The 14,122-nt window shown below is 42.2% G+C and carries 14 protein-coding genes, 1 tRNA gene and 1 pseudogene; 13 read left to right on the top strand and 3 right to left on the bottom strand.

Annotated elements, in window-relative coordinates; genetic code table 11:
* Window positions 1-20: 20 nt before the first annotated feature.
* Window positions 21-644 carry a hypothetical protein gene (locus tag JOD17_RS13260; RefSeq protein WP_204698329.1) on the top strand — a complete coding sequence of 208 codons (624 nt, stop codon included), beginning with the start codon at window positions 21-23 and terminating at the stop codon, window positions 642-644.
* Window positions 645-792: 148 nt separating this feature from the next.
* On the opposite strand, the pseudogene JOD17_RS13255 reads toward JOD17_RS13260, so the two are convergent.
* A pseudogene (locus tag JOD17_RS13255) lies at window positions 793-2,245 on the bottom strand (IS1182 family transposase).
* An 867-nt stretch (window positions 2,246-3,112) separates the two neighbouring features.
* Here JOD17_RS13255 and JOD17_RS13250 point away from each other — a divergent pair.
* Window positions 3,113-4,135, top strand: a complete 1,023-nt coding sequence (locus tag JOD17_RS13250) for a hypothetical protein (RefSeq protein ID WP_204698328.1) — start codon at window positions 3,113-3,115, stop codon at window positions 4,133-4,135.
* Here the strand turns inward: JOD17_RS13250 and JOD17_RS13245 are convergent.
* Entirely contained in the window at window positions 4,132-4,383 is a 252-nt protein-coding gene (locus JOD17_RS13245; RefSeq protein ID WP_042359103.1) for a DUF2627 family protein, read from the bottom strand. The two genes, JOD17_RS13250 and JOD17_RS13245, sit on opposite strands and share 4 nt — an antisense overlap.
* A gap of 476 nt (window positions 4,384-4,859) precedes the next feature.
* Between JOD17_RS13245 and JOD17_RS13240 the strand changes: the two genes are divergently transcribed.
* The 10 genes from JOD17_RS13240 (at window position 4,860) to JOD17_RS13195 (ending at window position 13,403) form a co-directional block, all read left to right on the top strand.
* Window positions 4,860-5,927: a Glu/Leu/Phe/Val family dehydrogenase gene (locus tag JOD17_RS13240; RefSeq protein ID WP_204698326.1), complete on the top strand. Its 1,068-nt coding sequence runs from the start codon at window positions 4,860-4,862 to the stop codon at window positions 5,925-5,927.
* Between the two features lie 15 nt (window positions 5,928-5,942).
* The gene (gene lpdA, locus JOD17_RS13235) at window positions 5,943-7,370 is read left to right on the top strand and encodes a dihydrolipoyl dehydrogenase (protein WP_204698324.1); all 1,428 of its coding nucleotides are present in this window, start codon (window positions 5,943-5,945) and stop codon (window positions 7,368-7,370) included.
* A complete protein-coding gene (locus JOD17_RS13230; protein ID WP_204698322.1) occupies window positions 7,351-8,373 on the top strand; it encodes a thiamine pyrophosphate-dependent dehydrogenase E1 component subunit alpha in 1,023 nt (340 codons plus the stop codon). Before lpdA ends, JOD17_RS13230 begins: the two co-directional genes overlap by 20 nt.
* Window positions 8,374-8,387: 14 nt before the next feature.
* Window positions 8,388-9,368, top strand: a complete 981-nt coding sequence (locus tag JOD17_RS13225) for an alpha-ketoacid dehydrogenase subunit beta (protein WP_042413669.1) — start codon at window positions 8,388-8,390, stop codon at window positions 9,366-9,368.
* Between the two features lie 6 nt (window positions 9,369-9,374).
* The gene (locus JOD17_RS13220; RefSeq protein ID WP_204698361.1) at window positions 9,375-10,619 is read left to right on the top strand and encodes a 2-oxo acid dehydrogenase subunit E2; all 1,245 of its coding nucleotides are present in this window, start codon (window positions 9,375-9,377) and stop codon (window positions 10,617-10,619) included.
* A gap of 120 nt (window positions 10,620-10,739) precedes the next feature.
* Window positions 10,740-11,165: a BrxA/BrxB family bacilliredoxin gene (locus JOD17_RS13215; RefSeq protein ID WP_204698320.1), complete on the top strand. Its 426-nt coding sequence runs from the start codon at window positions 10,740-10,742 to the stop codon at window positions 11,163-11,165.
* Between the two features lie 72 nt (window positions 11,166-11,237).
* Entirely contained in the window at window positions 11,238-11,609 is a 372-nt protein-coding gene (locus JOD17_RS13210; protein ID WP_052360907.1) for a hypothetical protein, read from the top strand.
* A gap of 55 nt (window positions 11,610-11,664) precedes the next feature.
* Window positions 11,665-11,739: transfer RNA gene (locus JOD17_RS13205), tRNA-Arg, on the top strand.
* Window positions 11,740-11,831: 92 nt separating this feature from the next.
* The gene (locus JOD17_RS21730) at window positions 11,832-12,824 is read left to right on the top strand and encodes an aromatic acid exporter family protein (RefSeq protein ID WP_338028795.1); all 993 of its coding nucleotides are present in this window, start codon (window positions 11,832-11,834) and stop codon (window positions 12,822-12,824) included.
* 42 nt (window positions 12,825-12,866) lie between these two features.
* Window positions 12,867-13,403 carry a L,D-transpeptidase gene (locus JOD17_RS13195; RefSeq protein ID WP_204698316.1) on the top strand — a complete coding sequence of 179 codons (537 nt, stop codon included), beginning with the start codon at window positions 12,867-12,869 and terminating at the stop codon, window positions 13,401-13,403.
* Window positions 13,404-13,440: 37 nt separating this feature from the next.
* On the opposite strand, the gene prli42 is transcribed toward JOD17_RS13195, so the two are convergent.
* Window positions 13,441-13,539, bottom strand: coding sequence for a stressosome-associated protein Prli42 (gene prli42, locus JOD17_RS13190; protein WP_152549301.1), 99 nt, complete (start codon window positions 13,537-13,539; stop codon window positions 13,441-13,443).
* Window positions 13,540-13,665: 126 nt separating this feature from the next.
* Between prli42 and JOD17_RS13185 the strand changes: the two genes are divergently transcribed.
* The gene (locus JOD17_RS13185; RefSeq protein WP_042413681.1) at window positions 13,666-14,115 is read left to right on the top strand and encodes a YaaR family protein; all 450 of its coding nucleotides are present in this window, start codon (window positions 13,666-13,668) and stop codon (window positions 14,113-14,115) included.
* The last annotated feature ends 7 nt before the right edge of the window (window positions 14,116-14,122 follow it).

Genomic DNA, 14,122 nt, shown 5'->3' with positions numbered 1-14,122 from the left:
GAAATTTGGGGGACCTTTCAATGAATAAAGTTAAATTGATTATCGGTATAGGAGCGTTATCACTAATGACCGCGTGTGGAAATGGCGGAACGGAAGAGCCAGTAATAGATGAAGCAGATGCGGAAGAAGTTAATGTAGAAGAAGAGGAATCTGCGCTAAATGTTGACGAATCATTTGGAAGTGTAGAAATCACATTACCACCTGAGTTTATCGACGAAGAAACTGGCGGAGGTGTAGACGAAATTATAGCGAATGCTGAAAGTGAAGGCGAAGAAGTCGAACAAAACGATGATGGCTCGCTAACTATCACGATGAGTAACGCAGATTATGAAGAAATGTTATCGGAAATCCATAGTGACCTTAGCGAAAGTATGGCGAGTATTAGCGACGATTACGAATCAATTCACGAAGTAAAGCACTCGGATGACTTTTCGGACTTTACCTTCGTGGTAAACGGAGAACAATTCGAAAATAGCTTCGACGGATTCTCGATTTACCTAGCAGCATTTGGCGGAGGACTTGCGCAAGTATTTGCCGGAGAGGATCACGATGGTTACGAGGTAGTGATAAATGTAGAAGATGTTGAATCGGGAGAAACTTTAAATACCGTTACATTCCCGGAAGCATTTGAAAACCTTCAATAACGAAAAGACTCGTCGCAATTAGCGGAGGGCACTGAAAAACAGCGGTTTGCTTCAAAAAGACCCAAGTAACTAAAAAACGGATGCCTAATTTCCATTAATAAGGAAATTAGGCATCCGTTTTATATGATTTCAGTGTCTATGGGGGAGTCTATTCCTCCATTAACTTGATAATTCGTTTGATGTTCACCGTGAATATCGCCATCGCACCCTGCAGCTCCATACTTAAAAGACCCGAGGATGAGGCGGTTTCATACCCATGTCGGTGCTTGAGTTCGCTGTTCTTAGCTTCAATTTTGTAACGCTCACGAGCTCGTGTTTTGAACGATTCCGTTTCTTGAAACGCCATCTGCGCGGTATGCTCAGCGGATTTAATGGTTTCCGAATAGGTTTTGCTTTTCGCCCCTGCTTTATAGCAACCTTCTTGGAACGGGTATCTTTGGCATTTCTCGATATCAAAATCATAGGTCATGGCTTGATTTTGGCTTTGATGTTTCTTCCCTTGCTTGGCTTTTCGAATGGCTAAGTGCCCGGCCTTGGACACATACAGTCCTGCATCTTTATTAAAGCTAAATTCATCTTCTTTAGCTCGAGTGCCTTGGGATACGGCTGGGTTTAGCTTAGCGATCAATTCGATTTCTTCTTTGGTTGTATAAGCAATGTTGTCTTTTCCGGAATACGTCGCATCCCCAATCACGGTTTCGACCGCCATACCTGCCTCTTTGCTTTTCTCGATTAACGTTTGAAGGTAGTTCCCATCACTTTTCTCACCGGTGCTTACGACCGCAGCCGTAATGATACGTTCCTCACTCATCGCAAGATGAGTCTTATACCCAAAGAATGACGAATCCGCAGTTTTGTGTCCAACCCGTGCATCCCGATCGTTCATGGATTGGAGGCGGTCAAGGTCATCTTCGACGGTTTCACGTAATAGGTTCAACGGTTCGGTGATTTTTGGATAAGCTTGAAGCGTTTCGTTTGCTTCGATGACCCATAAGCGCTTTGTTATACTGGATTTCTTCTTGAAGGTCGCTCTTTTCAGGCTTGGTTGGAAAACTTGTTTTCAGGGTTTCATCAATCGAATAGACGACTTTCCGAAGCTGCTTTGAGCGCTCACGAAGAATGTCTTAGGGTCGTTGTTGGTTGTAGCGTGATTTCGTATGTGTGGCGTCGACAATCATCGTTTTACTTTGAATGATTCCCTTGTCTAACGCAATTTCTACCGTTTTTGCGATTAACACATCCAGCAGGTTCGCATCTATCAGCCGCATTTTTCGAAACTTCGTCAAGGAGCTTGGATTAATGACCGTTTCCTCCGGTACCATCCCTAGAAAGTACTTAAACGACATGTCGTATTTCGATCGCTCGACAAGGTCAACGTCAGACAACGGATAGATACTTTTTAACAGTAAGTATTGAAACATTCGAATGGGGTCAATGGCGGAACGCCCATAATTCAAGCTATACGTCGATTCTAGTTCCTCATATATGAACGAAAAATCAATGAGATCATTCATTTTTCTTAATTTATGGTCGGAAGGAACGACGACATCGTAAAGGTCCGCATATGCACTAAGGTGAGGGGAATGATGACGCTGAATCATGACGAACACCGCTTTCTTGGGTTAGTTATTTTAACGAATTGCATTTATTTTTAGGACCTCTGGGCCTCACCGAGTTTTTCTTTTAACGGACTTCTTTGATTGGAACGGAAGGCGGTGACGCCTGCGGAAAAAGGGGCGAGTCGAGACCCGAATGGCGAAGCCTGAGGAGGCTCGGCCGCTCCTCCGCGGCAAGCATCCGCCTGCAGTGAAAATCATGGCTCTAGTCTAAGTTTATCAAAAAAAACGGACGCTCGATTAAATTCGAGTGTCCGTTCTTTAGTAGAGACTTTTTCAGTGCCCTCCAATTAGCGACGGGTTATTTTTTTCGCAAATACCTCCCCGTTTCCGTAATTTATCGCGACTTATTAAATGAGAGCGAAAAAAAGTTTGCGAAAAAGTGTCCAACTTTATTTTGCATTCGTCGTTAGCAGTAAGCGTGATCGTCCCATCGGTCTTAGTTACGCAAGTATTCAAGGAAGCCAACGATAACCTTTTGAGAAAGCTGCGGACGGTCAAAGGAATTGTACCACTTAGTAAATTGATCGACGAGTTTGTTTATACGTTTTAATCGTCAGACTACTGCGCCCTGCTTTGCGTTTAGCTTCTAGAAATTCCTCCGTTTTTACTTCGAGATCAAACCGCGTGATTATCGCTTTTTTGCACGATATAAACGTAAATTGTTTGTCCATTTTGCGAACGAGCTGAATACGTATAACGTTTTGAAAGTTGCATACTAGATTCTTGGTATGTAATTTTTTTTGGATGATAAACGTCATTTGCCTCTTCTCTCTAATTGCTCCTACTATGAATCGACAATTTGATTCCGGGAATAGTAACTGTAAGAAGTGAGATAAGGGGGACTTGGTGATGAGAGTTGGAACGTTAGAAGGAATTGCTTGTTGTGTAACGACGAATCGAAGAGACGACATTCGTGAACGGGCAATTATTATAATTAATGAGCGTAATTTCACTGAAAAAAGAGCCGGGGACTTTTTGTCGCGACAAGTGAAAGCAGTTATTAATATGAAAACGTCTCACACTGGTGAAAAAGTAACGAGTGGTGTCGAGCGACTAGTAAACAACGGCATTCCTGTTTTCGACGTGTCACAACCAACGAACATTGAACAACTTAAAAGCAACCATAAAATACGCATTGTCAGTAAACAGCTTTACGTACGACAAATTGGGAAGTGGGAAAACGTCGCAAGTGTAAAAGCGTACGACATTGAAATGGTTGATCAATTAAATGAACTTGCCGAGAAAAAGGCGAATGAGTCCTACCATAAGCGAATGGTTAATGAAATTGATAAGATGAAATCTCAAGTTGAGCGAGTAGCAGCATTTTTTGCGGATGAAAATGTTCGTCATGACCAGGGATATCGCCCGATTTGGATCGTCGAACGTTATAGCAAGCTTAATGAAGACCTTGCCATACTTAAGCGGTTTATGAAAAGACAAAATCCTTACATTGTCGCGATTAATGATAGTTATGAGGATTTAATCAAACGAGGATTAAAACCGGACGTCTTATTCGGCACAGAGTCACAAATGGATCAAAAGATGATTCAAGACGTTTTAGAGAAACAGCGGAAGTTATGTTTTACAAAAGGGGTCTCCCGAAATAAAGAGTGTGACCAAATGATAAATCTCGGTTCTGACCTTATTTCAGCAATTGCTTACGGCTTGAAACGTACAAAAGGAGCAGTGTTCTATTTAGGGGAAGTGGAAGAAGAAGAGCGTGCTCAGTATGTGCTCGTTGAAGCGTGGAATAAAAACAGGGTGTTTCATCTCCAAGCAGCGGCTGCGATGTTTCGAAGCCGCTTGGAAGAAGATCCGTTGCATTGGATGATGACGAGGCATTCGATGCTAGGAGCAGACGGATGGATTTAATCATTCGTCGCTTCTTTGTTTTTTAGGAAACGTTCGGCAACTTTTCCGTTTTTCTTGTCACGGTGAAAAATGAAGCCTCCAATAAAGCCTAGACCTAGTATAAATAAAAGTAACCCGCTTATAAATTGCAACGTTAAATTTGGAAACGGGAATAGTTGAACATTAAAGATAACATCTCTCATCCACTTAATTCCAACACCAGCTAAAAACACAGGGATGAGAAGAACGATTAAAGCGACAAAACGCAAGAAAGGCACCTACTTTCACGTTTATTCCGTTACTAGTTTAGCATACATCTACCCGTTTATGTTGACGAGGCTGCATGACTTCTGACATTTTAAAGAACTTAAATATTTTTTGGGATCTACTACTTAACCCTACCAAACGTGAGAGAATTTATCGATTTTAGAAGGAATAGCTGGCAAGCTTGAAGAAGCTCACTAAAAGAACGAAATACTTTATTGTTAGATTTTCTAACGAATGTTTGTGAGGTACTTATAAGTGGAATGAGTTCTACAAAGATTGTAGCGCGTCAACGCATTATTACAAGCGCTTGGCATGATGCATAATAACTTATATGATGAAGGAGAACAAAGATGCGTTGGAAAGATCGTGCAATCTGAGCAAGAATATGCAATAATTTCCCAATGGAATCTCATCTCCGTGTTAACGTTTAAAACGTTTGAAAGTACACGTGTAGTAGAGGTGAAGAGGAGGATGAATGATGGAATTGTTTCACGAGATGTTTCAAGATAATTACGAGCAGGTTATTTTTTGCCAAGAGAAAACATCTGGGCTTAAAGCGATTATCGCGATCCACGATACAACACTTGGGCCGGCACTTGGCGGTACGAGAATGTGGAATTATGATAACGAAGAAGATGCACTTCGTGACGTCTTGCGCCTTTCCAAAGGAATGACGTATAAAAACGCTGCTGCAGGATTGAATCTTGGTGGTGGAAAAGCAGTCATTATTGGTGATGCAAGAACCGATAAAAACGAAGGCATGTTTCGTGCATTTGGTCGTTACATTGAAGGGCTTAGCGGTCGTTACATTACAGCTGAAGATGTAGGAACAACAGAAGCAGACATGGATACAATTTATCAAGAAACTTCATATGTCACTGGGAAATCAAAAGCATTTGGTTCAGGTGGTAATCCTTCGCCTGTGACGGCTTATGGCGTGTATGTCGGGATGAAGGCGGCTGCCAAAGAAGCGTTCGGTACAGATTCATTAGAGAACAAACGAGTGGCTGTTCAAGGCGTAGGGAACGTATCGTTTGAGTTGTGCAGATACTTACATAAAGAAGGTGCACAATTAATCGTAAGCGATATTTATGAGCCTTCTGTTAAGCGTGCAGTCGATGCCTTTGGAGCTGAAGTTGTAAATGTTAATGACATTTATGATGTGGAATGTGATATATTTGCACCATGTGCACTTGGAGCTGTCATTAATGATGACACGATTAGTCGTTTGCGTAGTAAAGTAATTGCAGGTGCTGCAAACAATCAATTAAAAGAACAACGACACGGTGACTTGCTTCATGAAAAAGGTTTCGTTTACGCACCAGATTACGTCATTAATGCTGGTGGAGTCATTAACGTATACGATGAATTACTCGGTTATGATCGCGATCGCGTCATGAAAAAGGTAGAAGGTCTATTTGATTCCATGACGAAAGTGTTTGATGTGTCAAAACGAGACAAGATCCCATCTTATAAAGCTGCGGATCGTATGGCAGAAGAGCGTATTGCGAGTATCGGAGCAGTTCAAAAATCCTATCTAAAGTAAGGGAGGAGGATTTTTATGTCTTTAAATTATGACCTGGTCATTATAGGTGCTGGTACAGGGGGGTACGTAGCTGCAATTAAAGCAGCTCAACTCGGAAAAAAAGTAGCGATCGTTGAAGCGAAAGAGCTTGGTGGTACGTGTTTACATCGTGGCTGTATTCCGAGCAAGTCCCTCCTAAAAAGTGCTGAAATCTATCGTACTGTGAAACACGCTGAGACATTTGGTGTGATAAGTGAACGTGCTACGGTTGATTTCGCTAAAGTCCAGTCACGTAAAGAAGCGGTCGTTCAACAACTACACAAAGGTATACAGTCATTACTTAAGAAGCATAAGATTTCAATTTATGAAGGGTACGGAAGAATGTTAGGTCCGTCGATCTTTTCACCGAGTGCTGGAACCGTATCAGTTGAAATGAACGATGGCTCAGATAATATCATCTTAATCCCGAAACAAGTACTTCTTGCGACAGGTTCAAAGCCAAGAATGTTGGATGGGTTACCTAAGCAAGACGAAAATGTTTTGACGAGTGATGAAGCATTGCAATTAGAAGAGTTGCCAGCTTCTGTAGTCATTATCGGTGGCGGAGTGATTGGTGTAGAGTGGGCGTCGATGCTTGCTGACTTTGGTGTAGAAGTAACGATTGTTGAAAATGCAAAACAAATTCTCATCAATGAAGATGAAGACATCTCAAAAGAGATGACAAAGCAACTTCAAAAAAAGGGGATTGTCATTCATACGAATGCATCACTTGATGTTGACTCTTTTGAAAGTGATCCGTCTAACGTTCGGATCGACGTGACGAAAGAAGGAGAAACGTTCACGCTTCAAGCGAATAAATTGTTTGTAAGCATTGGGCGAACGGCAAATATCGACGACATTGGGTTACAAAACACAGACATTGAAGTTGACAAAGGAAAGATTGTTGTTAACGAGTATTTACAAACAAAAGAAGAACATATATACGCCATCGGTGACTTGATCAAAAGTCCAGAGCTAGCCCATGCAGCGTCACATGAAGGAATCACAGCGGTACGGCATATGGATGAACAAGAAAACGTCCAACCGATCAGTGAGAATCATATTCCACGTTGCATTTACAGTGCTCCAGAAGTCGCTTCTATCGGCTTAACCGAAAGAGAAACGGATGCGAAAGGCTATACCGTTGCTGTTGGAAAAGTTCCGTTCCAAGCGATCGGTAAAGCACTAATAAACGGAAACCATGAAGGGTTTTGTAAGGTCATTGTAGACCGAACAAGCCGAGACGTATTAGGAGTACACATCATCGGTTCACAAGCGACAGAATTGATTAGTGAAGCGGCTCTAGCTATGGTTGTTCAAGCAGCTGACATTGAAATTGGGGAGACCATTCACCCCCACCCGACTTCATCAGAAGTGTTAAAAGAAGCCGCTCTTCAAGCGATCGATGGTGCAATTCACGTTTAATGAAAGGGTGAAGGAAATGCACAAACATGAACGAGCAGGACTACAAAAAGATGATTTACTTTACATGTATCGCACGATGCTTACCGCCCGAAAAATTGATGAACGGTTATGGCTATTAAACCGAGCAGGGAAAATCCCCTTCGTCATCTCTTGTCAAGGACATGAAGCGATGCAAGTAGGGGCTGGTATGGCACTTGAACGTGGGAAAGACTATTTACTGCCGTATTACCGGGATCTTGCGTTGGTTGTTCATTTCGGGATGACGATTGAAGATATTATGATGAGTAATTTTGCAAAAGAACAAGACATTAACTCTGGTGGTCGACAAATGCCAGGTCATTATGGCAGTAAAAAACTAGGGATCGTAACAGGGTCTTCTCCTGTAACAACGCAAGTCGTTCACGCTGCAGGTTACGCACTTGCAGGCAAGATGGAGGGCAAAGATTTTGTCTGTTTGACGTCATTTGGCGAAGGATCATCAAACCAAGGTGATTTCCATGAAGCAGCTAACTTTGCGGGCGTTCACCGTCTACCTGTTATTTTCTTTTGTGAAAACAACCATTACGCCATCTCTACTCCACTAGATCGTCAACTTTCGTGTGCAAACGTGTCAGATCGTGCTAAAGGGTATGGCATGCACGGGGAGACGATTGATGGAAATGATCCAATTGCCGTTTATACAGCAGTAAAAGCCGCAGTTGAACGAGGAAGAAATGGCGAAGGACCTTCATTGATTGAAGCTGTGTCGTATCGATTGACCCCACACTCAAGTGATGACAATGAATCGACGTATCGGGAAGCCGATGAAGTCACTGAAGCAAAAGGAAGAGACTCGATCACAACATTTGCCCAGTATTTAAAAGAACTCGGTTTCTTCACAGATGAAGACGAACAAGCGATGCATGATGAAATCCAAGCAGCTATTGATGAAGCGACAGATGCTGCTGAAGCAGCTAAATATGCGAGTCCAGAGTCTGCATTGCTTCACGTCTACGATCAGTAAAGGAGGGGACAATGATGGGTACGATGAATTTTTTACAAGCAATTAACCTTGCGCTTAAAGAAGAAATGCATCGAGACGAAAAAGTATTTATTCTTGGAGAAGATGTCGGCAGACGTGGCGGTGTATTTCTTGCAACAGAAGGATTATATGAAGAGTTCGGAGATCGTGTGCTCGATACGCCGTTAACAGAGTCAGCGATTGCTGGTGTCGGAATTGGTGCAGCGATGTATGGGATGAGGCCTGTCGCTGAAATGCAATTTGCTGATTTTATGTTGCCGGCGGTGAATCAAATCGTTTCAGAAGCGGCGAAAATTCGCTACCGCTCAAACAATGACTTTCACGTGCCGATGACGATTCGAGCACCATACGGTGGTGGAGTACATGGGGCGTTGTATCATTCACAATCGCTCGAAGCGATGTTTAACAGCATTCCTGGGTTAAAAGTCGTCATTCCCTCATCTCCGTACGATGCGAAGGGACTTTTAAAGGCTGCCATCCGAGATGAAGACCCTGTGTTGTTTTTTGAACATAAACGAGCGTATCGTCTTTTAAAAGGAGACGTTCCAGAAGAAGACTACGTCATTCCAATTGGAAAAGCGAACGTTGTACGAGAAGGCGATGACGTAACGGTTATTACGTACGGGTTGTGTACACATTACGCACAGCAAGCAGCAGCCGCCTTAGAAAAAGAAGATATTTCAACGCACGTGCTTGACTTGCGCACAGTCTATCCGATGGACCGGGAAGCAATTGTAGAGGCAGCCAAGAAAACAGGCAAAGTGCTACTCGTGACCGATGATAATAAAGAAGGCAGCGTATTGAGTGAAGTGGCAGCGATTATCGCGGAAGAATGTTTGTTTGATTTGGATTCACCCATTCAACGTTTAGCTGCGCCTGATGTGCCTGCAATGCCTTATGCATCACCACTTGAGAAATATTACATGGTTACAAAAGACAAAGTTGAGTCTGCAATTCGTGATCTGGCACAATTTTAGGAGGTCATTATGGCAAAAGAAATCTTAATGCCGCAACTTGGTGAAAGTGTGACTGAGGGTACAATTGATCGCTGGCTAGTTAAGCCAGGAGACACGGTCAAAAAATATGACCCTCTTGCAGAAGTGACTACGGATAAAGTAAACGCAGAAGTTCCATCGTCTTATAGCGGAACGGTTAAAGAGCTCGTTGTTGAAGAGAATGTAACGGTTGCAGTTGGCGATTTAATTGCGTACATCGACAGTAACGATGACGATCGTTCTGATAAAGGGGCTGAGTCGTCACAAACAGAAGAACAGCAAGGTCAAAAAGAAGAACTTTCAGACGCTGAATCTTCTATGAAGACTCGTTATTCGCCTGCTGTCCTTATGCTCGCGAATGAACATAACATTGACTTGAAACAGGTCAAAGGTACAGGACGAGCAAATCGGATCACGAAAAAAGACGTTGAACAATTTGTTGCAAACAAACCGGTGTCAAACGCTGAACCAGAACAGGCGATTGAAAACGAAACAAAGCCGTCTGTACAATCGTCTCCACCAGAAACATCGGTTACTGCAGGGGAGAAAGTACCTGTGACAGGTGTTCGTAAAGCGATTGCGCAAAACATGGTGAAAAGTGTGCAAGAAATTCCGCATGCTTGGACGATGGTTGAAGTGGATGTCACAAACCTCGTTCGCTATCGCAATGAAGTGAAAGACGCTTGGAAAGAAAAAGAAGGGTACACACTAACGTACATGCCGTTCTTTATGGAAGCAGTCACACAATCGCTTCAATCGTTCCCGCAGCTTAATTCTTCATGGGAGAATGATCATATCGTCTATAAAAAAGATATTAATCTATCGGTTGCGATTGCTCATGATGAAGCACTTTATGTTCCGGTTATTCACGGAGCGGATGAATTAAGTCTAAAAGGCTTGGCGAAAAACTTACAGCAACTCTCACAAAAAACAAAATCAAAACGCTTAGAAAGTCGTGACATGCAAAACGGTACGTTCACAATCAACAATACGGGATCATTCGGTTCGGTTCAGTCGGTGCCAATTATCAATCGCCCTCAAGCAGCTATTCTATCGGTAGAGTCGATTGTGAAGCGTCCTGTTGTGAAAGACGACGATAGCATTGCCATACGTTCGATGGTTAATTTATGTTTGTCAATTGACCACCGCGTTCTTGATGGACTCATTGCAGGTCGCTTCCTTCAAGACGTAAAATCACGTTTAGAAGGATTCTCAAAAAAAGATTTGAGCTAGGCGTTTGAGTTTTTCCCTCGAAATCGTTACAATTATAGTTGAATTTAAAGCTAGGGTGACAATTCCCGTTGAGTTGAATGGACTTAAGCTTTGAAACCATGGAGAAGGGGGCACAACTTAATGGAATTCCAATATTTTATGAATGATGTTGTCAACGCAGCACGTGAAGAAATGTCTGAAGCAGGCTATGAACATTTACGTTCTGTAGAAGATGTAGACCAGACGTTACAAGAAGAGGGTACAACGCTCGTAATGGTAAACTCTGTTTGTGGATGTGCAGGAGGCATTGCTCGTCCGGCAGCCGCATACATGAGAAATTACGAAACGAGACCAACTCGTTTCGCTACAGTATTTGCAGGTCAAGATCGTGAAGCAACAGAACACGCACGTTCTTACTTCAAAGGGTACGGTCCGTCTTCACCATCTTTTGCACTCGTTAAAGATGGCGAAGTGAAAATGATGGTAGAGCGTCATGAGATTGAAGGCCACGAGCCGATTGAAGTCGTTCAAAAGCTAGAAAAAGCCTTTGACGAGTATTGTAAATAATCTTCTGGAAGCCGCTTCCTAAACAAGCGGCTTCCGCTATGTATGAACATTGTTTAATGAGGAGTAGAGATCATGATTGATGAATTGTATGAAAAGGTTCAAGATTACTTAAACATGGAAGAAGAAATTGATTTTAAAGAGTTCCAAGCTTACTATAAAAAGGTTACGGATTATCTTCAAGCTGAAGGGCAGAACTTCGATGAAGACAAGCTTTGGAAAGGCTTATTAATCGTTGAAAGCATTGCCTCAAACGCATCGAACCGTGCGAAAGAGATTCGCAAAGGTCCTGAAGTGAAAAAGTACAAGCGTATGAACGAACGTATGAAGCTTTGGGCTCAAAACTTCACGAAGCGTCTTGCTGAACTTGGATACACAGACGAAGACATTAACGAGCGCTTTCACAAAATGCTTGAAGAGCGTGAAGAAGCAAATAAAGATTCATAATGTCGTTGACAGACTTTCTTATATTGCCATATAATATAAGTTGTCTGTTCAACATGCGCCTATGGTGAAAGGGATATCACGCGAGATTCCGGTTCTCGTATTCCAGGTTCGAATCCTGGTAGGCGCGCCAAACATAACCGTTCACCTTTCCTGGTTGGAAAGGTTTTTTTTATTTATGAGTTCATCGTAATTGTGGAATGCTAACGGTGAGGAGGTGTGTTCGTGTTTTTTGGATATCGTACGTTTAAGACGGCAGTTGGGGCAGGGCTTGCAATCTTTATCGCGCAATGGTTAGAGCTAGAGTTCTTTACAGCGGCTGGGATTATTACTGTCCTTTGTATACGAGCGACGAAAAAGGGCTCTTTAGAAAAGGCATGGAAGTTGTTACTAGCTTCTGTTACCGGGTTACTCTTCGCGATGGTGATCTTTGAACTGTTTGGTTATCATCCGCTGTCTTTAACAGTATTGTTACTCTTATTTATTCCTACGCTATTAAAGATCAAGGCGATTGACGGTATTGTAACGAGCATTGTTATTTTACTACATATTTATACGATTGGTACGGTAACGTGGGAACTGTTTCTAAACGAATTATCGCTCATCCTGATCGGTATTACCGTTGGTCTTGTCATGAACTTGTATATGCCGAGCATTGACCATCAAATCTATGATGATCAAATTGAACTTGAATACCAATTTCAACGAATATTACAAGAGTATTCTAGGTACTTGCGTGATCATTTGGACGATTGGGATGGTAAGGAAATTACAAAAGCAAGTGCACTTATTGAAGAAGGAAAAGCAAAAGCGATGCGAACGATTGATAATCATTTTTTACGGCATGATGATTACTTTTATAATTATTTTGCAATGCGAGAGAAACAATTTATCATACTAGAGCGTATACTTCCGTTCATATCAGGTGTTACTCCGACGGGTGAGAGTAAGAAACTTGCAAGCTTTCTTGATCGCTTAAGTGCCGCCGTGAATCCTGGGAATACGGCGCAGCAGTTTATGAATGAACTCGACGATTTAAATGCGCAGTTTCGTTCACATGAATTGCCGAAAACTCACGATGAGTTTGTGACGCGGGCGGGTCTTTTCTATATTATTCATGAGTTAGAGCAATATTTAGAGATTAAACAGAACTTTCTTCCCGACGATCAAAGAACGAAGATGATAAAGTCTAAGAAAAAAGCGTATAGACGAAAGTAATCAGAGAAAAGTAAAGAAGAAGACAAATAAGGTTGTGATCCCATGTTAACTTCTTTCATTCTCCTGATTTTAAGCATTCAATCGCCACTTTGGCCGATGGATATTGAGCCTGAACGTGGAGATCCTTTTATTATTATGAACAAGGCGACAAACGAATTGGCGTTTTTTCAATACGGAGATTTAATTGAGTTGTATGATGTTGCAAGTGGTAAAGAACCCGAATTAACGCCAGAGGGAACGTTTACAGTCGTCGTGAAAGCAGAAAACCCTTATTACCGAAAATCAGACATTATCGGTGGCGCTCCTACGAACCCACTCGGGACGAGGTGGATCGGTTTTGATGCACTAGAGACCGATGGACGGATCTATGGAATGCATGGCACCAATGAACCAGAGAGCATTAAACAGTATGTTTCTAATGGCTGTATTCGTATGCAGAATGAGCAAGTGGAGCAATTATATGATGATGTGCCGCTCGGAACGAAGATTTGGATTACATCTAAGGTTGATAAAACGATTCTAGAGCTAGGTGCTGAAGTTGGCATTGTGCGTAGCAGTGCAGCAAAAAGCGGACAGTGACGTTTGGTCACTGTCCGCTTTTGTTACTTCGTATTCATTAGATGAAAGAGGCTGCTCCTGCAAGGAATGTTCCAACTACAAGAACGAAAATCATCGTATAAATAATGATCTTTTGGAAAATACGTTTGCGAGGCATTACTTGATCCCTCCACCAAAAAAGTTTCGCTAACTCTATTGTATCTCGAACAGCGTATTCCAACAAGTTGATTTTTTAAAAAGAACAGATATAGTTAGACTATGAGATGTAAAGGGAGCGGTAACTGTGGAGATCGATCAACTAAACCGGAAAACACAAATTGATTATCCGAGAAATAAAAAAGCAAAAGTAGCGTCAGATGGGCGAGCGACGAACTTCAAACAGATGCTTGAAGTAAAACATAACAATCATTCAAGAGAACAGTTAAAAGAACAATTACGAGAAATTGAACGGCAAGGATACAGGCTGCATGAGCAACAAACGTTACAACAATTGAAACGTTACCAAAAACTAGTACAATCATACATAAGCGTAGTCGTGCAAGATGGGTATGAGCTCCAGCAACGATTTGGACTTAGCCACAATGGACATTCTAAGCAGTATACGATCGTCTCACAGATTAATGATGCCGTAACATTACTCGGAGAGGAAGTATTGCACCAAGAAGATCGTAGACTGCATATACTAGAACAAGTCGATTACATTCGCGGTCTATTGCTAGATTTACACGGGTAGAGAGGGG

The organism is Geomicrobium sediminis (assembly GCF_016908595.1).
GTDB classification, from domain to species: Bacteria; Bacillota; Bacilli; order Bacillales; family Marinococcaceae; genus Geomicrobium_A; species Geomicrobium_A sediminis.
The sequence above is the reverse complement of the archived record's forward strand: the minus strand, read 5'-3'. Positions and strand labels throughout refer to the sequence as shown.